General features: G+C 45.7%; 21 protein-coding genes. 15 read left to right on the plus strand and 6 right to left on the minus strand.

Annotated elements, in window-relative coordinates; translation table 11 throughout:
- Positions 1-13: 13 nt before the first annotated feature.
- The 7 genes from ACPW7J_RS04705 to ACPW7J_RS04735 all read left to right on the plus strand — a co-directional run bounded on the left by ACPW7J_RS04705 (position 14) and on the right by ACPW7J_RS04735 (position 9431).
- Positions 14-613, plus strand: a complete 600-nt coding sequence (locus ACPW7J_RS04705) for a stage II sporulation protein M (RefSeq protein WP_425756918.1) — start codon at positions 14-16, stop codon at positions 611-613.
- A 139-nt stretch (positions 614-752) separates the two neighbouring features.
- Positions 753-1295, plus strand: coding sequence for an N-acetylmuramoyl-L-alanine amidase family protein (locus ACPW7J_RS04710; RefSeq protein WP_425756920.1), 543 nt, complete (start codon positions 753-755; stop codon positions 1293-1295).
- A 161-nt stretch (positions 1296-1456) separates the two neighbouring features.
- On the plus strand, positions 1457-2617 hold the full coding sequence (locus ACPW7J_RS04715; protein WP_161873856.1) for a class I SAM-dependent methyltransferase: 1161 nt from the start codon (positions 1457-1459) through the stop codon (positions 2615-2617).
- Positions 2618-2767: 150 nt separating this feature from the next.
- Complete coding sequence (gene typA / locus ACPW7J_RS04720) at positions 2768-4639, plus strand: translational GTPase TypA (protein ID WP_161873857.1); 1872 nt, start codon at positions 2768-2770, stop codon at positions 4637-4639.
- Between the two features lie 87 nt (positions 4640-4726).
- The gene (gene crcB, locus ACPW7J_RS04725) at positions 4727-5119 is read left to right on the plus strand and encodes a fluoride efflux transporter CrcB (protein WP_425756923.1); all 393 of its coding nucleotides are present in this window, start codon (positions 4727-4729) and stop codon (positions 5117-5119) included.
- A gap of 21 nt (positions 5120-5140) precedes the next feature.
- On the plus strand, positions 5141-5923 hold the full coding sequence (locus ACPW7J_RS04730) for a mechanosensitive ion channel family protein (RefSeq protein ID WP_425756925.1): 783 nt from the start codon (positions 5141-5143) through the stop codon (positions 5921-5923).
- 55 nt (positions 5924-5978) lie between these two features.
- On the plus strand, positions 5979-9431 hold the full coding sequence (locus ACPW7J_RS04735; RefSeq protein WP_425756927.1) for a pyruvate carboxylase: 3453 nt from the start codon (positions 5979-5981) through the stop codon (positions 9429-9431).
- 98 nt (positions 9432-9529) lie between these two features.
- Here ACPW7J_RS04735 and ACPW7J_RS04740 read toward each other — a convergent pair whose 3' ends face one another.
- Positions 9530-9868 (minus strand): winged helix-turn-helix transcriptional regulator, encoded by a 339-nt coding sequence (locus ACPW7J_RS04740; protein WP_425756929.1) that lies wholly within the window; start codon positions 9866-9868, stop codon positions 9530-9532.
- Positions 9869-10575: 707 nt separating this feature from the next.
- Between ACPW7J_RS04740 and ACPW7J_RS04745 the strand changes: the two genes are divergently transcribed.
- The 3 genes from ACPW7J_RS04745 to ACPW7J_RS04755 all read left to right on the plus strand — a co-directional run bounded on the left by ACPW7J_RS04745 (position 10576) and on the right by ACPW7J_RS04755 (position 12927).
- Positions 10576-11205, plus strand: coding sequence for an SDR family oxidoreductase (locus ACPW7J_RS04745; protein WP_425756931.1), 630 nt, complete (start codon positions 10576-10578; stop codon positions 11203-11205).
- An 80-nt stretch (positions 11206-11285) separates the two neighbouring features.
- Entirely contained in the window at positions 11286-12080 is a 795-nt protein-coding gene (locus tag ACPW7J_RS04750; protein WP_425756933.1) for a protein-ADP-ribose hydrolase, read from the plus strand.
- Positions 12010-12927, plus strand: coding sequence for an SIR2 family NAD-dependent protein deacylase (locus ACPW7J_RS04755; RefSeq protein WP_425756935.1), 918 nt, complete (start codon positions 12010-12012; stop codon positions 12925-12927). The genes ACPW7J_RS04750 and ACPW7J_RS04755 overlap by 71 nt, the downstream gene beginning before the upstream one ends.
- Positions 12928-13048: 121 nt before the next feature.
- Here ACPW7J_RS04755 and ACPW7J_RS04760 read toward each other — a convergent pair whose 3' ends face one another.
- The 3 genes from ACPW7J_RS04760 to ACPW7J_RS04770 all read right to left on the minus strand — a co-directional run bounded on the left by ACPW7J_RS04760 (position 13049) and on the right by ACPW7J_RS04770 (position 15353).
- Positions 13049-13897 carry an ABC transporter permease gene (locus ACPW7J_RS04760; RefSeq protein ID WP_425756937.1) on the minus strand — a complete coding sequence of 283 codons (849 nt, stop codon included), beginning with the start codon at positions 13895-13897 and terminating at the stop codon, positions 13049-13051.
- The gene (locus ACPW7J_RS04765) at positions 13894-14808 is read right to left on the minus strand and encodes an ATP-binding cassette domain-containing protein (protein WP_425756939.1); all 915 of its coding nucleotides are present in this window, start codon (positions 14806-14808) and stop codon (positions 13894-13896) included. The genes ACPW7J_RS04760 and ACPW7J_RS04765 overlap by 4 nt, the downstream gene beginning before the upstream one ends.
- Before the next feature lie 119 nt (positions 14809-14927).
- Positions 14928-15353, minus strand: coding sequence for a MarR family winged helix-turn-helix transcriptional regulator (locus tag ACPW7J_RS04770; RefSeq protein WP_425756941.1), 426 nt, complete (start codon positions 15351-15353; stop codon positions 14928-14930).
- 208 nt (positions 15354-15561) lie between these two features.
- On the opposite strand from ACPW7J_RS04770, the gene ACPW7J_RS04775 reads away from it, so the two are divergent.
- The 5 genes from ACPW7J_RS04775 to ACPW7J_RS04795 all read left to right on the plus strand — a co-directional run bounded on the left by ACPW7J_RS04775 (position 15562) and on the right by ACPW7J_RS04795 (position 20753).
- On the plus strand, positions 15562-15975 hold the full coding sequence (locus tag ACPW7J_RS04775) for a GNAT family N-acetyltransferase (protein ID WP_425756943.1): 414 nt from the start codon (positions 15562-15564) through the stop codon (positions 15973-15975).
- Positions 15976-16825: 850 nt separating this feature from the next.
- Positions 16826-18055, plus strand: coding sequence for an MFS transporter (locus ACPW7J_RS04780; RefSeq protein ID WP_425756945.1), 1230 nt, complete (start codon positions 16826-16828; stop codon positions 18053-18055).
- A 169-nt stretch (positions 18056-18224) separates the two neighbouring features.
- Complete coding sequence (locus tag ACPW7J_RS04785; protein WP_425756947.1) at positions 18225-18887, plus strand: GntR family transcriptional regulator; 663 nt, start codon at positions 18225-18227, stop codon at positions 18885-18887.
- Positions 18888-18945: 58 nt separating this feature from the next.
- Positions 18946-19506 carry a sigma-70 family RNA polymerase sigma factor gene (locus ACPW7J_RS04790; protein ID WP_161873869.1) on the plus strand — a complete coding sequence of 187 codons (561 nt, stop codon included), beginning with the start codon at positions 18946-18948 and terminating at the stop codon, positions 19504-19506.
- Positions 19503-20753 (plus strand): hypothetical protein, encoded by a 1251-nt coding sequence (locus ACPW7J_RS04795; RefSeq protein ID WP_425756948.1) that lies wholly within the window; start codon positions 19503-19505, stop codon positions 20751-20753. Before ACPW7J_RS04790 ends, ACPW7J_RS04795 begins: the two co-directional genes overlap by 4 nt.
- Positions 20754-20850: 97 nt before the next feature.
- On the opposite strand, the gene ACPW7J_RS04800 is transcribed toward ACPW7J_RS04795, so the two are convergent.
- Together ACPW7J_RS04800 and pepV are read right to left on the minus strand one after the other, a co-directional pair.
- Positions 20851-22419: a YfcC family protein gene (locus tag ACPW7J_RS04800; protein ID WP_161873871.1), complete on the minus strand. Its 1569-nt coding sequence runs from the start codon at positions 22417-22419 to the stop codon at positions 20851-20853.
- Between the two features lie 29 nt (positions 22420-22448).
- The gene (pepV, locus tag ACPW7J_RS04805; RefSeq protein ID WP_425756950.1) at positions 22449-23819 is read right to left on the minus strand and encodes a dipeptidase PepV; all 1371 of its coding nucleotides are present in this window, start codon (positions 23817-23819) and stop codon (positions 22449-22451) included.
- Positions 23820-23880: the final 61 nt, after the last annotated feature.

The raw sequence follows: 23880 nt of genomic DNA on the forward strand, positions 1-23880 counted from the left end.
GCGTGTTCTTGACATGGAGAAGGATTTAAGAAGGAAAATTGTGCGGTTGGCTGTTTGGATAGCCGTGATTTTTGTGGCGCTGACGGCGGGGACGGCTGTTTATTTTGGCAGTGATACGGCGTCTGCACAGGAGATTGTGGCAATGTATGCGCCCAAAGCGCAGGATATGATAGATGAGAATGGCGCACTCTCTATTATAAAGCTGCTATTAAGCAATATCTTCGCTTGTGCGATGTGTGTGGGTCTGGGATTTATTCCGTTTATTTTCCTCCCTGCGCTCAGTGTAATTTCTAATGCTGCATTGATTGGAGCTTTGCTGGGGTTGGGGGCGGCCAGCGGTATCATGCCGGTGGCCAAAACAATTGTGTTTGGATTGCTACCCCATGGAATTTTCGAGCTTCCGGCATTCTTTTTGTCTATGGCTATGGGGATCTATCTTTGCAAGCAGCTGTCCCGAAAAATTTTGGGGCGAGCTAAGGAGGAAAGGGTTCTGCCGGTCTTAAATGGTTTGGCGAAGACTTTCGTTCTGGGAGCGATACCTTTGCTGATTGTCGCGGCGTTGATAGAATGCTATATTACGCCGGCGCTGATGACTTGGGCAGGATTATCGTAGAACAGGGTAAGCGCTCTGTTTATTGTTGTAAATTCGCTTGTGCGTAGGGCAAGCGAATTTTTTACGTGGTGGGTATGCTCTGGCACATTTGTGTTCTTCGCGGCATAGGATAAATGAGACTAAAAAATGGAGGAATACTATGCCAAGTGTATTTTTAAGCCCGTCCACACAGGAATATAACCAATTTGTCAACGGGGGTACAGAGGAATATTACGCGAATCTGATCGCTGACGCTATGGTGCCTTATTTGAGAGCCAGCGGTATCAGTTTCAGCCGCAATAATCCGGGCGGTACGGTAACGGATTCAATTGCAAGTTCCAACGCGGGAACCTATGACTTTCATCTGGCCATTCATTCTAACGCCGCTCCGCCTAATATGTCCGGCGCGATTCAAGGACCAGATGTTTACTACTACAGAGATTCGACAGCAGGACAGAGGGATGCTGAAATTATCGCGAATAATTTGAAGCAGATCTATCCAAATCCATCGTTAGTTACAACTGTGCCTACGACTACGTTGGCGGAGCTTCGCAGAACGAAAGCGCCTGCGGTATTAGTGGAGGTTGCCTATCACGATAATGTGGAGGACGCCAACTGGATCAAGAATAATGTAGATTCCATAGGAAGAAATCTTGCGCTGTCCGTAGCGGATATTTTAGGAGTGCCGTTCGTAGAGGCGTGACTGTTCTGATATAGCAGGGAGCAATGTCTTCCGTTCAGGTAGACAGAAAAAGAGTTAAGGGAATTCTGCAGCAATAGCGGATTCCCTTAACACTGTCAGAGCATTGAAGCATTTCAGAAATTATGATAAAATGAAAATAATAAGAGAGAAAAGAGGAAGCTATGAACCAGTTAGAAAAGTGCTTGACAGATATTTTCGAAAGTGGAAATCTGATTCGAATGATTTTTTCAAATAAAAGAAAAAGGTCTCTGGCGTACCATAAGGTTATCATTCGTCCTGTGAAAATATCCGGAAAAGTGATGTTCCAGACGGAATATACCTTTGATAAAAAAGTGAGCCATGAGAATTTAGATCGGCCGTCGGCTCTGGCAAAGGCGAAATCCCTGACAGCAGATGATTTTAAGCAGGTCAATATCTTTACGACAGCGGAGGATATCCAGATACTCGCAGCAAAACCGGACAAGCCGCATATTATGACGAGGCCAGCCACACGGGGCATGCCGACTTTAGAGCATAACAGAACGAAGCAGTATGTCATTCCTGACGGACAGCCGTGCGATTTTCTTATTCGTTTGGGGGTTATGGAGCAAAGCGGAAAGGTCGTACAGCGTCATTACAGCAAATTTCGACAAATAAACAGGTATTTGGAAATCGTGGAAGACGTTTTTCCTTATCTTCCTACAGACAGAACACTTCGAATTATTGATTTCGGATGCGGTAAGGCTTATCTGACCTTCGCCCTGTATCATTATCTGAAGACAATAAAACACCGTGATGTGGAAATCATAGGTTTGGATTTGAAAAAAGACGTCATTGCCTTCTGCAGCAAGGTGGCAGAGGATCTTCATTATGAAGGACTTCACTTTTTGCTTGGTGATATTGCGGATTTTACCAGTGATCGAGCTGATATGGTGGTGACACTTCACGCCTGTGACACCGCTACAGATTACGCGCTGATTCACGCCGTTTCTTGGGGCGCGCCTGTGATTCTCTCAGTTCCGTGCTGTCAGCATGAGCTTTTTTCACAGATACACAATGATATACACCAGCCTATGTTGAAATACGGCATTTTGAAGGACCGGCTGACAGAGTATCTGACAGACGGCCTGCGGGGGTTGAAGCTGGAAGCTGCCGGTTACGACGTAGCTATGATTGAATTTACAAGTCTGGAGCATACTGCTCGCAATATTATGATCAAAGGGATTCTGCCGAAGTATCCGAGCGCGTCCAAGGCTGCGGCATCTCAGGCTCAATACGAAGCCCTTCGGGATTTTTATCAGGTTAAGCCTACGATAGATCAGCTGCCCCAGTTGGAGAGATAGAGCGGCGGTTGTATCATAAAATTGGAAAAAGCAACAATGTTTTTGCATTTTTTTTGTGATTATTACTGTGTATACACACAGAAACTATTGATCAATCACAGAAAATGAGGTATAATTATATGATATTTTGTATGTAAAAGAGGAAAGTTAATGGTAGAACAACAGAAGATTATCAATATCGCAGTTATAGCCCATGTTGATGCAGGAAAGTCCACGCTGGTGGACGCGTTTCTGAATCAAAGCGGAGTTTTCAGGGCTAACGAGGATATCGTAGACTGCGTCATGGATAGCGATGATATAGAACGGGAAAGAGGCATTACGATCTACTCAAAAAATTGCTCGATTATGCATGGCGATGTGAAAATCAACATCGTTGATACACCGGGACACGCGGACTTTTCTTCAGAGGTTGAGCGTATTATGAAAACTGTGGATACGGTGATTTTGCTGGTGGATTCCAGCGAAGGTCCGATGCCGCAAACCAGGTTTGTGCTGAGTAAATCTCTGGAACAGGGATTAAATCCTATTCTGTTTATCAATAAAATCGATAAGAAGGATGCGCGGATCGAGGAGGTTGTGGACGAGGTCTATGAGCTGTTTATGGATCTCAATGCCAACGACGAGCAATTAGATTTTCCGATTCTCTATGGTATAGCCAGACAGGGTATCGCAGTCAGAGATCCGAAGGATGCCGAAGGACTTTCTGTAGAAGAAGACGGAAGCAAAATTAAGCATACGCCGGCGGGTTACGCGGGGTTGGATATTACGCCGCTGTTTGACACCATTATCGAACACTGCTCGACGTATCCGGATCTGAGGGAGGAATCTTTGCAGCTGCAGGTTTCCACTCTGGCATATGACGACTATATCGGACGTCTGGGAATCGGACGCGTTACCAGGGGTACGATCAGGGAAGGTCAGACTGTAGCGGTCGCGAAAGAAGACGGATCGATCGTTCAGAGAAAGATTAATCAGGTTTTCGTATACCGCGGACTGAAAAGAACAGCGGTAGAGGAAGCGCAGTGCGGTGATATTGTAGTAGTATCCGGTATTTCTGATATTTCTATTGGCGAAACCATCTGCGACCCGCAGAATCCGCAGCCGATGGAAATGATCCATATCGAAGAACCGACTTTGTCTATGAACTTTATGGTCAATAAGTCTCCATTTGCAGGTAAGGTTGGAAAATTTGTAACGTCAAGACATATCAGAGAGCGATTAGATAAAGAGCTGGAGGTCAACGTGGGTCTCATGGTTGAAGAAACTGATTCCACTGATTGTTTTAAGGTATCGGGAAGAGGAGAGCTTCACCTCTCTATTTTGATTGAAAATATGCGCAGAGAGGGCTATGAGCTGGCTGTCTCAAAACCAGAGGTCATTATTCGCAGAGATGAAAGCGGACGTAAGCTGGAACCGATAGAAGAAGTAGCGATTAGCGTTCCTGACGAATATGCCGGTACGGTAATCAGTAAATTGAACCTGCGAAAAGGAATCATGGTGCAGATGACTGGTGAGAACGGATATTCCAGATTGGAATATCATGTGCCGACCAGAGGACTGCTCGGCTATCGTTCGGAGTTCATTAATGATACCAGAGGAGAGGGTACGATGGAACGCAGATTCTTAGAATTTCAGCCATATAAGGGTGAAATTCAGGGAAGGACCAATGGCGTAGCCATTGCCATCGAGGAAGGAACGTGCACGCCGTATGCTCTATTCAATATCGGTGAGCGCGTGCATATGTTTGTAGAGCCTGGAACGAAGGTCTACGAGGGTATGATCGTGGGAATGAACTCGCGGAGCGACGATATGGAAGTGAATCCGTGTAAAGCGAAGAAGGTAAGCAATATGCGCGCCGCCGGCAGTGATGAGGCGATCAAGCTGTCTCCGCCGAGGGTATTCACTTTGGAAGAAGCTTTGGAGTTCATCGAAGACGATGAGCTGGTTGAAATTACACCGGATGATATCCGTTTGAGAAAGAAGCTGCTCAGAGAAATTGAACGGAGAAGATCCGGAAGATAATGGACTTGCAAGGCTTTAGCGTCCCGGGAGCGCGAGAGTAACGAAGCCGGAGCGGCGAGACGTTAGTCGTATCATTTGGAGTATATCATGTTTCAAAAAAACATAGACTTTTTAGTACATTTAGGAATGGCGGCGCTGGGCGGCGCAGTAGGAGCAACCGCTCGATATGCTCTGGGATTGATTCCTGTAAAAACGGTTTTTCCATGGGTGACCTTTTTTATTAATCTGACCGGCGCTCTGCTGATTGGATTCGTAACAGGTATCATCATGGGTAGAAAGGCGATAAATCCCAACCTGGTGATCTTTGTAAAGATTGGCGTATGCGGAGGGTTCACAACCTTCTCTACATTCTCTCTGGAGGTGCTCAATCTGCTAGAGGAGGATCATCTGTTTACAGGCATTTTGTATGCTGTGGCCAGTATCTGTACGTGCTTGCTTGGAGTATGGGTTGGCAGAAGGCTGGCAGGATATTGTATGTAGAACTCAGCAGGAGGTGGTAATTTGTCACAAGAAACAAAGGATATTCTGATGGACGCAGGCATTGCGGCAGTGATTCTCTTTGTCGGATGGATTGCCATTAGAGTGATTCTTCGGATAGAGAAAAAGGCTTTGGCAAAATCCAGACTTGACGAGGCGCTGCATCTATTTATTCTTAAAGCAACGAAAGTGATTCTCTGGATTGTTCTGGTTATTAGTGTTTTGCAGAATCTGGGTATCAGTACGGCGTCCCTGTTGGCTGTTTTAGGTGCAGGAGGCGCTGCTATCGCTTTAGCCCTGAAGGACAGTTTGGGGAACATTGCCGGCGGCTTGATTATTTTGGTTAATAAGCCATTTAATCGTGGTGATACTATTGAAACTGCAGGTGTTTGCGGTATTGTAGACAGTATTGATCTATTGACTACGCGTCTGCATACTTTTGACAACAAAGTTGTAACGGTTCCCAACGGAACGATAACAACGTCTGTTCTGATCAACTATTCATCAGAAGACATGAGACGGGTAGACTGCGTTTTTTCTATCAGCTATGACGCGGATATCGAAAAGGCTCGGACATTGATGGAAAACATTGCGGTCAGTCATCCCGGAATTATGACAGAACCGGAGCCAGTAATTGGCGTAGCCTCTCACGGCGATCATGCCGTTTTAATGGACTTTAAGGTTTGGTGCGCTACGGAAAACTATTTTGATGTAAAATATTTTTTAGAGGAGAATGTGAAAGTCGCATTTGATGAAGCGGGTATTAGTATTCCGTATCAGCAGGTTGACGTTCATATTGTCAAATAAATATAAGCTAGTTTATCATTTTAATTTTTTTAACATAAGAGAATAGGAGACAAAGATGAAAGAAATTAAAAAATTCAAGAGAGTGCTGGTCGCCAACAGAGGCGAGATTGCAATCCGAATTTTCCGTGCTTGTAACGAGCTTGGAATCAGAACCGTTGCAGTTTACTCCGAGGAAGACAAGAATTCGCTGTTTAGAACCAAAGCGGACGAATCTTATCAGATCGGCAAAGGCAAAGCGCCGGTTGCTGCTTATCTTGCCATCGAGGAAATCATCGAACTGGCAAAAGCCAAAGGCGTAGACGCGATTCATCCGGGCTACGGATTCCTTTCCGAAAACCAGGAATTCGCGGCGGCATGTGAAAACGCGGGCATCGAATTTATCGGACCGACTGACAAAATGATGGGCAGTCTCGGCGATAAAATCCAGTCTAAACTGGTTGCGATGAAAGTAGGTGTGCCGACTATTCCAGGCGTAGAAAAGGCAATCCAGACAGAAAAAGAAGCGGTCGACTTTGCGCAGAAGTGTGGCTATCCGATTATGCTCAAAGCCGCGGCTGGCGGCGGCGGACGCGGTATGCGTATCGTCAGAAACGAGCAGGATTTGCTACCGGAGTACAGAAGCGCGAAAAGCGAAGCGAAGAAAGCCTTCGGCATCGACGATATCTTTATTGAAAAATACTTAGAAAGCCCGAAACACATCGAAGTGCAGATCTTGGGCGACAAATACGGTAATGTAGTACATCTTTGCGAAAGAGACTGCTCCATTCAGAGAAGACACCAAAAGGTGATCGAGTTTACACCGGCGCTGTGTCTTTCTGAAGAAAAGAGAAAGGCAATCTGCGAAGACGCCCTGAAAATCGCCAGAGCGGTCAACTACAGAAGTGCGGGTACGGTAGAGTTCCTGCTCGACAAACACGGCAATCACTACTTTATCGAGATGAACCCGAGAATTCAGGTAGAGCATACGGTAACCGAAATGGTAACCGGCATCGATATCGTACAGTCTCAGATTCTCATCGCCGAAGGATATCCGCTGGATTCCGACGAAGTCGGCATCAGAAGCCAGAAAGATATTCAGATGAGAGGAAACGCCATCCAGTGCAGAATTACCACAGAAGACCCTGCCAACGGATTTGCGCCTGATACCGGAACGATCGAGCTTTACCGAAGTGCTTCCGGCTACGGCATTCGTCTGGACGGCGGCAACGGATTTACCGGCTCTGTCGTATCCCCGTACTACGATAGCTTACTGGTTAAAATTACAGCATATTCCAATACCTTTGAGGGCGCGACCAGAAAGGCGATTAGAGCGCTGCGTGAAACCCAGATTAAAGGCGTTAAGACCAACATCGGTTTCCTGCTCAACGTACTGAATCATCCGACCTTTAAAGCAGGTGACTGCGACACTGGTTTCATCGCGGCAAACCCTGAGCTTCTCAACATCAGAAAAGCCGACGACAGAGAACTGAAGGTACTGACTTATATCGGAAACAAAGTTGTCAATGAGACAAAGGGTGTGAAACCGCAGTTTGACGTGCCGGTATTCCCGAAGATTCCGATGACGGAAATCAATACCTTAAAAGGCACCAAACAGCTCCTCGATATGGAAGGACCAGAGGCTGTCGCGAAATGGACCAAGGAACAGCAGAAGCTGCTGATTACAGATACAAGCATGAGAGACGCGCAGCAGTCCCTGATGGCAACCAGAGTCAGAACTGTAGATATGGAAAAAATCGCGCCGGCAATGGCCCTTTACGGCAAAGACCTGTTCTCCATCGAAATGTGGGGCGGCGCTACCTTTGATACTTCTTTCAGATTCCTGAAGGAATCTCCATGGGAAAGACTGGAGACGCTCCGCGCGAAGATTCCTAACGTCATGTTCCAGATGCTGATTCGTGGCGCCAACGCAGTAGGCTACAAGAACTATCCGGACAATGTGATCAGAGAATTTGTCAAGCAGTCCGCTGCCGCAGGCATTGACGTGTTCCGTATCTTTGACTCCCTCAACTGGATTCAGGGTATGGAAGTGGCGCTGGATGAAACGCTGAATCAGGGCAAAATTGCAGAAGCATGTCTGTGCTACACCGGCGATATTCTGGACGATTCCAGAACCAAATACAATCTGGATTACTATATCAGAATGGCGAAAGAACTGGAAAAGAGAGGCTCTCACATTCTGGGCATCAAGGATATGTCAGGTCTTTTGAAGCCGATGGCAGCTTACAAGCTGGTGAAAGCACTGAAAGAAGAAGTGGATATGCCGATTCATCTGCATACTCACGATACCAGCGGAAATGGCGTAGCCACGATTCTGATGGCGGCGCAGGCTGGCGTAGATGTCGTAGACGCGGCGTTCAACAGCATGTCCGGACTGACTTCTCAGCCGGCGCTGAACTCCGTTGTTGCTGCTGTAGAAAACAGTGAAAGAGATACCGGTATCGACCTGGACGGCATTCAGAAGATTTCCGAATACTGGAGAGACGTCAGACCGGTTTACAAGAACTTTGAATCCGACATGGCAACTTCCACTGCGGAAATCTATAAATACGAAATTCCTGGCGGTCAGTATTCCAACCTGAAGCCGCAGGTAGAATCTTTCGGTCTTGGACACAAGTTCCAGGAAGTAAAGGATATGTATAAGACTGTAAACCAGATGCTGGGCGATATCATCAAGGTAACGCCGTCCTCCAAGGTAGTGGGCGACCTGGCAATCTTTATGGTGCAGAACGATATTACACCGGAGAATATTGTAGAAAAGGGGAAAGACATCGACTTCCCGGATTCTACCGTATCTTACTTCGAAGGCATGATGGGTCAGCCGGAAGGCGGCTTCCCGAAGGATATTCAGGAAGTGGTACTGAAAGGCAAGGAGCCGATTACCTGCAGACCGGGCGAGCTGCTGCCGCCGGAAGACTTTGACGCTATCAAAGCCCATCTGGCTGACGAACTTGGTATCGAAGCGACGCCGCAGGATGTGATCAGCTATGCGATGTATTCCAAGGTATTTGAGGATTATCATAAGAGCCTGAAGAAAGACGGCAACTTCAGATACATGGGTAGTGACATCTACTTCCACGGACTTTCCGAGGGCGAAACTTGCGAAGTCAAGCTGGAAGAAGGTAAAGTGCTGGTCATCAAGCTGCACGAAATCAGAGGCGTAGATCCGGAAGGCAACCGCGATCTGGTATTTGAAGTCAACGGCAACAGAAGAATCGTCAAGATTAAGGACGAAGATATGCAGTCCGCTGTTTCCTCCATTGCCACAGCGCGTTTCGCAAACGAAGACGATCCGATGGAAATCGGCGCCAACATTCCGGGCAACATCCTGAAGATTTTGGTGAAGGAAGGCGAAGCAGTAGAAGAAAAACAGCCGATTGCAGTCATCGAAGCCATGAAGATGGAAACCAACATCCTGGCAACTGCAAAGGGCATCGTAGATACGATCTATGTACACGAAGGTCAGCAGGTCAAGGCAGGCGAACTGGTAGCCAAACTGAAAGAGAACTAAATCAAGGAAAAAGCAAAAGGCGGGAGCAATCCCGCCTTTATTGTGTCAATAAGTGTCAGTAAAATCCCGCGTTAGATATGCGTGATTGTTTTTATGAATTATGCGTCATAGGATGCCTGATAGGTTTCACCCCAATTCCACATTGCGTCCAGAATCGGTTTCAGACTGTAACCCAGATCTGTCAGTGCGTATTCGACCCGTGGCGGAACCTCCGCGTACACGGTGCGGCTGACTAAACCGTTTTCTTCCATGGCGCGAAGCTGCGCTGTCAAGACTTTCTGCGAAACATTGCCCACAGACTTCTTTAATTCGCCGAACCGTTTTGTGCCGGAAAGGAGATCGCGAAGAATCAATACTTTCCATTTATCACCGATGAGAGTTAAGGTGGTTGCCACCGGACAAGCCGGCAGGGTTTTCTTTGCTTCTTTTTCTGCCATATCGTAAACCTCCGAATATAGTATATCCTAGCATTATAACATGCTGCCCGTCAAGGGGGAATAGAAATATGACACGGCAAAAGCATGAAAATCCTTAGAATTGTTGCGTAATATCGATTCTAACACAATCTGTGCAATTTTGAGTACAAAGTGTCATTTTTGTTTTTTCGTTTTTGCAAATCTGACACAATGAGTGTGATTTTGACCGGAATGTGTCAGATTTCTGCATTCTAACTTGCGTTTGAACTTGCTGATTTACAGAAAATGTAAATATTGCCGCTCGCTTTAATGTAATTATATAATATTGTTAAATTATTTATGACACATTCCGTGAAGAAAGACAGGTAAAGTGTCATTTTTGCTAAAACACAAATTTGAAATCTGACTCTTTATTGTGATTTTTTAACACAATGTGTTAGAAAGAAAGTTTCCGGCGCAAAATTCTTGTTCTAGCGCGTTTGCCGTGAAAACATAGCCCGGAAACAATTTTTTTTTTAACTGTAAAACCAGCAAAATCCCTTGATTTTGTCAAAAGGTTTCTTTAAAGTAACCATCCAATAGTTACCCGGCGGTAACTATACCACAATATTGTGCGTACTTTACACCGGCGCGTTTCCCGTCTATCATATAGACAAGAGCTGAGGAAAGCGGCCGCGAATCAGCGAAGCAAGTCGTAAAATTATGATATGAAAATGGAGGAATTTAAAATGAGAATCGCAGTAATTTGTGCAAATGGAAAAGCTGGTAAGTGGATTGTAAAAGAGGCTGTAGGCAGAGGTCTGGATGTGACTGCCGTTGTTCGCGGGGAAAACACATCCGCAGCGCAGAAGGTGCTGAAAAAGGATTTATTTGATCTGACCGCTGCGGACCTGAAGGAATTTGATGTGGTGATCGATGCTTTTGGAGCGTGGACCGAGGAAACTCTTCCGCAGCACAGCACTTCGCTCGCGCATCTGTGTGATGTTTTATCCGGCACAGACACCAGGCTCCTTGTGGTAGGCGGCGCGGGCAGTCTGTATGTAAATCCTGAACATACGATCTGTGTAGCTGATGGTCCGGATTTTCCAGATATGTTTAAACCGCTGGCAGCTGCTATGGCGAAAGCCTTGGCAGAACTTCGCGAAAGAAAAGATGTAAAATGGACCTATATCAGTCCTGCCGGCGATTTTCAGGCGGAAGGGGAAGGTACCGGAGCATATATCCTGGGCGGCGAGGAACTGACCCTTAACGCAAAAGGAGAGAGTGTAATCAGCTATGCTGACTATGCCATCGCAATGGTGGATGAAGCAGTAAAAGGAAATAATATTCGCAAGCGTATCAGCGTGGTAAGCGAATAATTGGGTCCCATGGGAATCTGCCGGCGCTCTGGTAACCAGTGACCGGCGGATTTTTTCGCCATCGTTTAGGAGGGATGATTGTGACGCAGGAAAAAAGAAGACGCTTTTTAATTGAGACATTACGAAGGGAACAGCCGGATTATGCTGATATTGAAATTCCGGCAGATGAAGAAGGACAGAAAAAACTGCTCCGCGCGTTTTTAAATGTTCGCATGCCGATGCCGGCAGAGGCGGAGTTTTTAGAGGTGCAGGATGCTTATCTGAAAGAGGAGACTAGAAAAAAGGGCATTGTAACCCTTGCGGCGCTAAAGCCTTCGCGCAGCGGTATTTACCTTTGGAAAGGAGATATTACCACCCTTGCCTGTGATGCCATTGTCAATGCCGCCAATTCGCAGATGCTGGGCTGCTTCTGCCCAAACCACGGCTGCATTGATAATCAGATTCACACCTTCAGCGGTGTGCAGCTGCGCCTTGCCTGCGCGGAGCTGATGAAAGAGCAGGGTTTTTCGGAGCCTACCGGAACCGCTAAAATTACACCTGCGTACAATCTTCCCTGCAAATATGTGATTCATACGGTAGGACCTATTGTGCAAGGGAGGCTTACAAGAAGGGATGAAGAACTGCTTGCGTCCTGTTATCGCGCCTGTCTTGGGCTGGCGGAGCAAAATGGTGTGCGCAGTATTGCCTTTTGCTGCATTTCTACAGGGGAGTTCCATTTTCCGCCGGAGAAAGCGGCAGAAATTGCGGTGAAAACGGTAAAAGATTATAAAGAGCAGACAAATCGTCAGATGGAGGTGATATTCAATGTGTTCAAAGAACGGGACTACGACATTTACCAAAGACTTCTTGCAGCAGACTGCCCGGCTGAAATATGAGCTTGAACATGCGGAAGCCGTTGTAATTGGCGCTGGCGCGGGATTGTCAACCTCCGCGGGATTTTCCTATGACGGAGAGCGGTTTGACAGATACTTCCATGACTTTGCGGAAAAGTATCGTTTCAGGGATATGTATTCCGGTGGTTTTTACCCATACGATACGCTGGAAGAACAGTGGGCGTATTGGAGTCGGTATATTTATATCAACCGGTATATGGATGCCCCGAGACCGGTCTATCATAAACTGTACGACCTGGTGAAAGGCAAAGACTATTTCGTGCTGACAACGAATGTGGATCATTGTTTTCAAAAGGCTGGCTTTGATAAACACCGGCTTTTTTACACACAAGGAGATTATGGATTGTTCCAGTGCAGCAGACCCTGCCACCAGAGTACTTACGATAATGAGGCGGTTATCCGGGAAATGGTTGAAGCACAGGGCTACGTGATTGATACAGATGGTACATTGATTCTGCCGAAAAGCGTATCACCTAAAATGGCGGTTCCCTCAGACATTATTCCGCATTGCCCGAAGTGCGGGAAGCCCATGCGCATGAATCTCCGGGCAGACCATACCTTTGTAGAGGATGAAGGATGGCATAAGGCTTCGGAGCGGTATGCAGAATTTCTTCGCGGACATCAGAATGTGAAAGTGCTGTTTTTAGAGGCAGCGGTCGGATTCAATACGCCAACAATAGTGAAATACAGTTTTTGGCGTATGACGCATAAATGGAAGAATGCCGTTTATATCTGCTTAAACGATGGAGAGGCATACGCACCTGATGAAATAAAAAACAAATCTATTTGTATCAATGGAGATATTGGAGAAATCTTGTATCAGCTTTAAGTAAAAATTTGCAAAAAGATGTTATTTTCTACCTATTCTAATCACTTATTAACAAGTGTGGTTAGAATAGGTAGAATATTAAATATTATGGAAATCTATAGGTGACATCTGCCTGCGTAAACTATTTTGCCGGAGCGCCGCCGCCTCGCATACCTGTCGCAACCTTGATGGTGGAAAAGTCTGCGCGATTAAATTTGCGCACGCACAGCACAAAGAAAAAGGCGCCGATCAAAATGGTAATGACAAGGCCTATCAGCGGCGTGATAACAAATCCGCCAAGGTCGAAGGCTATGCCTTGTCTAACCAATTCCTCTGTAGTCTGCGTATGGGCTCCCAAAGCAACATAACGGAAAATTGAGGTTGTATAGGTCAGCGGATTCAAGTAGACGATGGGCAGAAGAAAGCCAGGTATGATGGTGGTAGGGATATACGCACCGGAAACAAAGGTCAGGGGCATCATAATCATGGAGCTGAGGGTCTGAAAGGCAGGGGAGTTTCTGGAAACTGTAGCCAAAAACAGACCGATCGCGCTGAATGCCATAGCGGAAACCAGCATTACCACGGCCAGAAGCAGGATTTGCAGGATGCCCACCCGAAGTCCAAGCACAATGCCGCAGATCATGGTAACGACGCCCTGCAGCGTGGCGATAAGAGCTCCCGACAGAATGTGTCCCATGGAAATCTGTGTTCGCGCGATGGGCGCAACCAGAACCTCTTTCATATAGCCGCTGGAAATGTCGGACAGGATATCGGAGGAATTGTTTACGCTAACCTGAAACACGCTCATGATAATCACGCCGGAAATCAGGTAGGGCATGGGTGCGTCAAGGCCGCTCATGGCAGATTTCATCAGAAACGAAAACATCACCAGCATAAACATGGACATAAAGAGCGAGCCAAGTACCCGTCCCTTGCTCCTGATATAGTTTAGTAAATTTCTTTGTACGATTGCTGTAATTGGGTTCATCATTCTCGAATCTCCTTTCCTGTAATGGCCAGGAACACTTCGTTCAGCGTTCCGTTTTTCACTTCAAAGTCTGTAATTTCGTCCTTGTGCGCGGATAAAATTTCCAATGCGGCAGGCGCTTTTTTTGTATGGAAAACCAGTTTGTTCCCATCTCTCCGGTAGGAAACCTCTCGCTTTTCCAGTGTAGTCATAAGCAGTTCTGGTTGTGTGCAGACAACATCGACCTCCGTGCCCGTATATTGGTGTTTTAAGTTCTCCGGCGTATCTTGAGCAACGATTTTTCCGTGATCCATAACGACGATTTTTGAGCAGACCTCCGCCTCGTCCATATAGTGGGTAGTCAGAAAGATCGTCATATTTTTCTGCTTTTGAAGCCGCTGGATATATTCCCACACATTGGCTCTGGTCTGCGGATCAAGACCTGTGGTAGGTTCATCCAAAAATAAAACTTTGGGGTCGTGTACCAGGCCTCTTGCGATCTCAGCCCGCCGTTTCATGCCGCCGGACAGACTGCCTACCGCTGCCCGTTTCCAGTCCGTAAGTTCTACTAGATCAAGGGCAAAGTTGATACGATCCCGTACCTCCTTTTTCGGCACTTTGTAGAAACTGCAATGGTATTTCAAATTTTCTTCCACTGTCATTTGGGCGTCGAGGGTGGAATCCTGAAAAACGATTCCGATGTCTTTACGCACTAAACTGCGTTCTTCGCAAACATCATGACCGTTTATGATCAGGCTGCCCTCAGTTTTGTCAAGGATTGTACACAGCGTATTGATTGTCGTGCTTTTCCCTGCGCCGTTGGGGCCGAGGAAAGCAAAAATACTGCCTTCGTCTACAGTGAAGGAAATGTCGTCCACCGCTGTAAAATTCCCGTACTTTTTAGAAAAGTGCTCTACTTGTATGATTGGGTTCATGTTCTTACCTCCTAAAAAATTAAGTCCTATGCGACTACTCGCATAGGACTTATCTCTATAGTAATTTATAGTGCCTCAGCTATTTTGTTGTTTGATCCTTCAATTTAAATTTAGGATCATTACCTCCAAATGTCACCCAGCTCAATCAATTTGGCCTGGATGCGGACATAGGCTTCTGCATCCTCTTCGCCTAAAACCTCCAGCATTTTTGCTACTGAATGAATCATTGCTGTTCGGCGTTCTTCGACTAAAGACATCCCTTTTTCTGTCAGGGAAACAATGACCTGTCGATTGTCCGCAGGATCAGGCGTTCGTGTTATCATATCCTGTCTCTCCAGAGACTTCAACATGGCGGCGACTCTTGCTGTGGTCAGCATAAGCGCTCTGCTCATGTCTTTTGGATATGCCCGGTTTCCATTTGCCGCCAGATAATTTAATGCTAAAATTTCGCCCCTTGCTATCTGGGACATGGCTCGCTCCATCTTGATTTGCGGTGCACAGGCGCGCATATCAATGAGCTGGATTGCTAATTCGGTGTAGTTCATATGCTGAAAACTCCTTTTAAAATTCCTAACTCTGTTAGGAATAATAGCATGGATTTTTGTCATTGTCAATAGGGTAAGAAAAAAACCAAGGGGGATGTTTCACTTATCACGACGATTAGCCCTTGAAATAAGGATTGAAAGCCGCCTGAACGCGTGATATACTATGATTGTGTCAGCTTGCCAAACAGGAATTTGAGAGGATAAAGGGATGAATAGTATGATACAGCTGCGTCTTCTTAAAGATTATGATAGGGAGCAGTTTATCAGAGACAGTCAAGAAGCATTTAATTTTGGAGCTATGGAAGAATTTGGACTTCGAGATGAACACTTCGAGGAAGAAGGACAAATTATTTCACGAGAGACAATTAAGCAATCTATAGAAGATGGAGAAGCCTATCGAATTATTAGAGAAGAAGGAAAAATTGTTGGTGGCGTTGTGATTAAGGTTGAAGGTGAAAAAGGAGATTTAGACCTTTTGTTCGTATCTCCCGATGTTCATAGCAGAGGAATTGGATATGCCGCGTGGTGTGAAATTGAAAAACTTCACCCTGAGGTAAAAATCTGGGAGACAATGACACCATATTTTCAACAGCGTAATATTCATTTCTATGTAAACAGATGAGGGTTTCGTATTGTTGAATTTTTTAATAAATTTCATCCTGAACCCAATGATTCAGAAATGTGTTACGATGAAAGCGATGAACAATTTTCAGATGGAATGTTCCGTTTTGAAAAAATAATAGAATAAATTCCAGCTTATTGGGAGATTTCATTGTTTTGATGATTTTTAATAAATGCTTTCTTGAGAAAAGAGCACAACAAGCATGCAAAGCGGTATAAAGGAAGACCATATCAAGGATGTTCGGCGGTGATATGGGCTGTAAAGGCGGGCGCGCTGTATTCATATTGCCATGCCGCAGGTAACCATGTGGATACCGGTTCCGTATTTGGTGGCTCGATGGGAAGCGCCCCTAAATCGTAGTAATCCGTTAGGTACGTGGGAGCGAAAATCTTCAGCAGCAGGCTGACATTGATAAATTTCTGTAATCTACGTATTTTTGTCAATCAATCAGGGACAGCTTTCCGTTGGAAGACCAATATTCTACTTCAGCGTTGATAAAAATACAAAAGAACAATGATTTTGTCAAAGACATCTGATCTTTACAGAAGAATACATAGAAAGAAACGGAGGCTGCAGATGCGGTCTCCGTTTTATAGATTTCTTGATTGAGGATATGAGGTGAGCCGAATGACGTCACGATGCTTAAAAAAAGTGAAAATTTGACGAGATAAACTGCAATAACGTCTTGACTTTTTGTTAGAAAATCTATAAAATAGTCATAAAGCAATGGAAAATAATGCGTTTGTCTAAGGTGACGGCGGGTGGAATATACTTCTATTTCATCCGCCCTTTTCATCAGAGACGGCGCGGACAACAGTAAGAATCTTATATGAAAAGGAGAATGAGTGCAATGGCAAATAACAAAAGATGGCTCTACCTTGCGGTGGGCACGCTGCTTCTGATCTTCTGCGGACTCATTTATGGATGGTCTTTATTCAAAACACCGTTCAGTGAAGTTTATACGGAGTGGTCTTTATCGCAGCTTTCAATGACATTTACGATTTCTATGATTTTTTTCTGTATTGGTGGATTTACGGCAGGTAAGCTGGCAGCAAAATTTAAGCCGCAAATGATCATACTTCTTTCGGCTGTCTGTTTGCTGGCGGGCTTTTTCGGCGTATCTCGTCTGGATCCGGGTAATCCGTCTTCCAGCTTGCCGATGCTGTATATCTGTTACGGTGTTTTAGGAGGCACGGGCGTAGGTCTTACATACAACTGTGTAATTGGAACTATGAACAAATGGTTTCCTGATAAGCCGGGCCTTTGCAGCGGCATTATGATGATGGGCTTTGGTCTGGGCGCTTTAATTCTGGGAAGCATTGCTACGGGGTTGATTGCGTCTAAGGGCATCTTTACAACGTTCATGATTTTGGGCATTATGATTTTCGTTGTTCTGGCAGTTGGATCATTTTTTATCAAAGTGCCTGATGCTCCGGCAGGTAAGGGTGGCCCGCAAAAGGAATTGTATGGAGAAGGGCCTGGAGTTATGCTGAAAACAGCGTCTTTCTGGATTTTTATCGTTTGGTGCGTCGTAATTGGCGTAGGCGGACTGATGGTGATTAACAGCGCCGCGTCCATTGCAGTAGCGTTTGGAGCGCCGGCTATCGTGGGCATGATTGTATCTGTGTTTAACGGTGCGGGCCGTGTTATTGTAGGTGGAATCTATGATAAGACCAATGGAAAAGTTGCTATGATCGTAGACGTGGTCTTCATGTTTGCCGGCGGCATTGCTTTGTTGGCAGGTGCGAAGGCAGGTTCCATGGTTCTGGTTCTGGTCGGACTTCTGGCTATGGGATTGAGCTACGGTGCGAACCCGACTATTTGTTCCACGCTGATTCAGAAATACTATGGGCCAAAATTTTTCGCTGTGAATTTCGGTATCGGTATGTTTAACTTAGTTCCGGCGGCGATTATCGGACCGACGATCAGCAGCAGCCTGGTAGAAAAGTCCGGCGGCGCATATGATTCGTCTTTTGTAGCAATTCTGGTATTCGCTGTATTGGCATTGGTTTTATGGATTCTTGTCTGCAAGATTATTGATAAGGAAAACAGTAAGAGAGAGCAGCCTAGACCATATTAAAATGATAATTTAATAGCAAAAGGAAAATGGAGGCTGAGGAGTGGCCTCCATTTTGCGTGCATAAAAAATACAAAGTCCGTTTACCGTATTCACCAGTTTGCGCTGATATTGACAAAGATTTAGGAGAATGATAAGATGACAGAGAACAAGGGTTTGACAGGAGGCGTCTATGGCTGAGAGAAATACAAAGATATCAAAGGTAGATGCAATCTACGGTTTGATTCTGGATAAAATACAAAGTAGGGAGCTTTTGCCGGGGGATCGGCTTAATATAGAGGATTTGGCCAGGGATTTCGGCGTCAGCAGAACCCCGGTAAGGGAGACTGTAAACCGGCTGATTCAGGAAGGTTTTGTAGAGCAGAAACATAATGTGGGCCCCAGCGTAGTTCAGCTTTCAGATGAACAAGCCCAGGATTTGATTGAGGCTAACGCGGCGCTGGGCGGTTTAGTATTTGATTCGTTTGGCTATCTTAAAGATTTGCAGGGACTTCAGAGCGCATTGCAGGAAGTGATGACAATGCAGCTGACAGCTAGTGAATGCGGTGATGATCGCCGTTTTCACGAAGCGTCAGTAGGATTTCATAAGGTGCTGATTGAACATTGTACGAATCCGATTATTCGTGATTATGCTATGAAAACGCAGAATCAGATAAACATGTGCAATTTCGCATACATGGCTACAAAGGAAAATCATCAGCAGAGCCTTAAAGCACATTCCGAAGTGAATGAGGCTGTGCAGAACGGAGAATTGAAGAAAGCCAGAAAATTGATGGAACGGCATAACAAATTTGAAGGCACAATATTTTTCCAGGGAAAAAAGCGGAATTTGTGAAATATCAAACAGAAAAAATGGTGTATTGATTCAGAAGGGCTATGGAAAGGAGACAACCATGGAAGACAGCAGAATCGTCGATCTGTATTGGCAGAGAGACGAGGGGGCGATTTCGGCTACAGCAGAGAAGTATAGCAAATACTGCAATCACATAGCGTACAACATCCTATATAGCAGTGAGGACGCGGAGGAGTGCGTTAACGATACTTATTTGCGCGCTTGGAATGCTATACCACCGCATCGGCCAGTACAGTTGTCTACTTTTTTGGGTAAGATTACTCGTAACTTGGCGTTGAATAAGTATAAAGGGTATAACGCGAAGAAAAGAGGCGGAGGTCAGACTGCTGCGGCATTGGCGGAATTAGAGGAATGTGTTGCAAGCAGATGTCTGGTAGAGGATTTTATTGATGAGAGTGTTTTGACAGGGGTGATCAATGATTTTCTCAGAGGACTTCCTAAAGTGAATCGAGTGATTTTTGTTAAACGGTATTGGTATATGACACCGGTTAAAGAAATTGCGGCGGAGATGTCTATGAGAGAAAACAGGGTGGCCACAATGCTGTTTCGTATGAGAAAGGAACTGAAGGATTGTCTGGAAAAGGAGGACATTCCATTATGAAAATGGAAGAAAAATTTTTGTCGGCCATAGGCGATATAGAGGATGATTTTATAAGCGAGGCGGCTGCGTGCACACCGGCAGCCGTAAAAAAGCCTAAGAATTTGTGGTTACGTTACGGATGTTTGGCGGCCTGCCTGGTTATTGCAGTCGTTGCATGCGTAAAAATGATGCCTGTGGAGAAAGGGTCTGGCGGAAACCCTTTGCCGCAAGATAATATGGCGAAACTGCCTATACTGACCATAGAGGAAAAACAACGTGATAGCCATAGTGAAAAGCGTACGAAGAAAGTATTGGCGGAAGAAAGTGTGAGGGAAACTGAGAACCCGTGGAAATCGGGAAGCAAGGTGGAATTATTGCCGGTTTACTCTAACGATGCTTTTATTGCCAATGATGAGAATTTGAAGGCTGCAGAGGAAGCGGCGATTGTCGACCGTGTACTTTTGGCGGCGGCAGCAGTGGATATGGATGTAAAAGCGGATGATGTGGTGATAGGGTGTGATTACGGGGAAAAGGATGACGGTGCTGTAAGCTTCATAGCGAAGGCAGAGAATGATGAGGGGACGATACAGTCATCCCGAGGACACGAGCTTTTGATACAGTTTGCTGACGAGGTGGAATTACCAGAGGAATGCAGAATACCAAAGGGGGAGAGAACACAGGAGAATATGGAGCGTGTCACCGCCTGGCTTTTGGATAAGTACGCCGATTTGGCTGGCTTTGAGGAGGGCAAAGCGGTAGCTGAAGCAGTCTGGAAAGAGGAATGGCAAAAATGGATGATCGGGGGTTATGAGAAGACTGATACTTTAGAGGGTGATATCGTCAGCTATAACTTAAAGCGTGTGTTTTTCCACTTGGATGACGCTGGAAATCTGCAAAGCATTTTTATTAAGGATTATCTGGCCGGCAGTGAGAAGATTGAGGAATATCCGATAATTTCAGAGGATGAAGCAAAGAGGCTGCTGGCGTTGGGAGACTATGTGACCAGATATGATCACGACATGCCGGGACTTGGATATATACAGCGGATCAGCTTAGTGTATTTGGCAGGTGATGATTTTAATATTTTTATGCCGTACTATGCCTTTGATGTGAAATTACCGGAGGGTATGGCGCCTGAAGGAGATGGTGAAGCTTCTTTGGAAGGCGAGACCGGAACGGAAGGCGCATATGTTGACTGTGCAACATACTACGTTCCGGCAGTAAAGAGCGATTATATTGCCAATATGCCTAAGGGTAAAATTTCATAGTAAATTTAAAACGGGATCAGACTAGACGCTTTTGTATCGCGTAAAGGAGATCCCGTTTTGTTATGCGACTAATTTGTAATCACGATAGTCGAATGAATTATGCCAGTCCGATATACGGCGCGACAGAAATAATCAGCGTAGATATAATCAGCAAAGGCACTGTAATTTTCAGCTGTTGTTTTACAAACACATTATATGGAACGCCTGCCATTTCAATGATACCCATATTCGTAGATTCAGGATACCAGCTGCATACGAAGTTTACACCGCAGGTAAATGCCGACATCAGAATTACCTGTCCGCCGACGGAGCCAGCAGAGGTGCCTGCAAACAATGCAAATGCCAGCGCGCCGAAAATCGGCATAGTGATGCCGGAAACACCGCTTGTAGACTGCAGTACCAGCGCGATCAGGAGATATACAATAATTGCCGCAATCGCAAACGCCCAAAGAGGAACACCGGACAAGAAACTCTGAATCCAATGGATAAAAGTGATGCTCATCCCGGATTCTCTGGAACCCATGAAGATGGAGATTCCTCTGGAAGCCGCAAGTACCATGACAACGCCCATCAGATCCTTGCAGCCTTCTATAAAGGTGCTGACCCACTCGTGAAGATCCATTTTATTGATCAAACCGATGACAATAGCGCCGATGAGCCATGTAACAGAAAACTCGTCAAAATACCACCAGCCAAAAGACACAAAATTGTCAGTACCAAGCAAGTTGCCAAAGAATGTACCGCTCAGCTTGGTCTGCAGAATGTTCACATATTCGAACATGGTCTGATTGCCTACAGGAATAGAGTCCCAAGGCACGTAGCCCAGTACGCAGGCAAGAATTACGATACCGAACGCAATCAGAGAGGCCTTGTGACGTCCTGACATTTTGGTTGTCTCCGCAGAAGCAGTCTCTCCTTCGTCCGAACGAATCGGCACCTGTATACTATCAATTCCTGCTACAGCAGATCTAGACGGGTCTTTTTTGACCATATTGGCATAACGGATTACGGAGAAGATACCAAAGGCCAGCAACGCTGCTAAAAGTACCAGACGCAGTAAAATACCGGAACCCAGAGAAAGCTCGTCATTGCCGATGGCAGCAACCGCAGCGCCGATGGCATATGGGTTGACAACGTCAGCCATATTACCGCAGACTGCACCGATCAGAATAACCTGAATACCGGTCATCACATCGTAACCCGCTTTTACAAACAGCGGAATAATGATAATTGCGTAAGCGGGAAGTTCTTCCCATGCGCCGTAAACCGTTCCCATCAAAGCAAATACAATCATCAGAAGTGCAATCAGCGTATTGCCCTTGAACTTTCTGACCAGTACATTGATGCCGGCATCCATGGCGCCGGTTTTTGTAAGTACGGCAAGCAGACCGCCAGATACCAGAATCGCCATGGCAACATCAGCGGCATTGGCAAAGCCTTTAATCGGCGCCAGGAAAAAGTCCCAGATGCCTACAGGGTCAGTCCCTGCATTTTCAATAATGTTTCCGTCTGCATCGAAGGCAGCATTATAAATAATTTCACTGTTTCCCGCCTCGTCGGTAGTTACGACGGAGGTCGGTACAAACCAGGTCATGATGCCTACGATAAACAGGAACATCATGACGATAATCAATGCAGGCGGCATTCTGAATTGTTTTTTCTTCATTGTGAATACCTCGTTTCTTTAATCGTATTTTATTTTGCCAGTTGATAAATCGCTTCTACCATAACTTTCAGCCAGATCTCTAGTTTATCAATTTCCAGACTTTCATTGGCCTGATGCATGGTGTCAATTTGGTCAGGAAGCAAGCAGCCGAAAGCAACGCAGTTGCTGATGGTTCTGGAATAGGTCGCGCCGCCGGATACCATCGGCTGACTTTCCATGTCGCCGGTTACTTTGCGGTACGCTTCCATTAAAGTGCTTACCAGTTCAGAATCCTTTTCTACATAGAGTGGATTTTCTTTAGATGCCAGTTCATAGGTGTAACCAGTACCTTGGATCTTCTGTTTGACTGCGTTCTCGATGTCGTCTACCTTGATGCTGACTGGAATTCTGCTGTCGCAGTATATGGTCAGTTTTCCATCCACAGCTTGAATTTTGCCTATATTTAAGGTTAAGTGATCAGAAATTTCATCAGATGCAGAGATTCCCATTTTCTCACCGAATACCGTTGTTCCAAAGTGCGCATTATAGAAATCGACTACTTCTTTCAACTGACCGGTGACAGATACTTTTCCTAGTACATCCATCATATAGCTGATGGCGTTGCGGCCTTCGTGGACATCCTTGGCGTGAACGCCGATACCGGTTACCTCCAGCTGCAATTTCCCGCCGTCAACATTAATCTGATAGATGGACGGATCTTTGCTGTTAGAAACAGCTTGTCTCACTTCTGCTTCCAGCGCTTCAGGAAGAATCACTTTGGCTGAGGACGGTACTGAGTTAAACGCGCTTCCGCCTTCTATGTTGATTACTTCATCAATCTTCCGTGTCAGGGTATATTGCAGCATACCCAGTTCTGCGAAAGTCACTGGAAATTCAGAATCCGGTGAAAAGGCAGCAACAGGCATTTCCGGTTTTACCTGATGCAGATAATAGTCCATACAACCCCAGTTGGTTTCCTCATTGGTGCCAAGGATCAGGCGAATTCTCCGTTTAAGAGGTACGTTCAGATCTTTTAAAATTTTCATGGCATAGAGGCAAGTGAGCAGAGGTCCTTTATCGTCTAAGGTGCCTCTCCCCCAGATTCTTCCGCCTTCAATTTGTCCGCCCCACGGATCTCTGTCCCAGCCGTCACCAGCAGGAACAACGTCCAAGTGTCCTAAAATGCCAATCATTTCATCTCCATCGCCGAACTCGATATGTCCGACATAGTTATCGAAGTTTTCTGTGCGAAATCCCATCCGCTCGCCCATTGCAAGAGCTGCTGCAAGCGCCTTTGCCGGACCTTCGCCAAAAGGCATGCCTGGCTTTGGTTCGCCCTCGACGCTGTCTATTTGACAGAGAGCGGAGATGTCCTGCACTAAAGGCTCTATTGCGGATTTGACTTCATTGGTAAAATCCATAAACTCGTCTCCTTTCTTACTATAATTATATAATATATTATACCACAAGCAGTGTACGGCA

It is taken from the genome of Ihubacter sp. rT4E-8, from assembly GCF_049852125.1.
Lineage (GTDB): Bacteria > Bacillota > Clostridia > Peptostreptococcales > Anaerovoracaceae > Senimuribacter.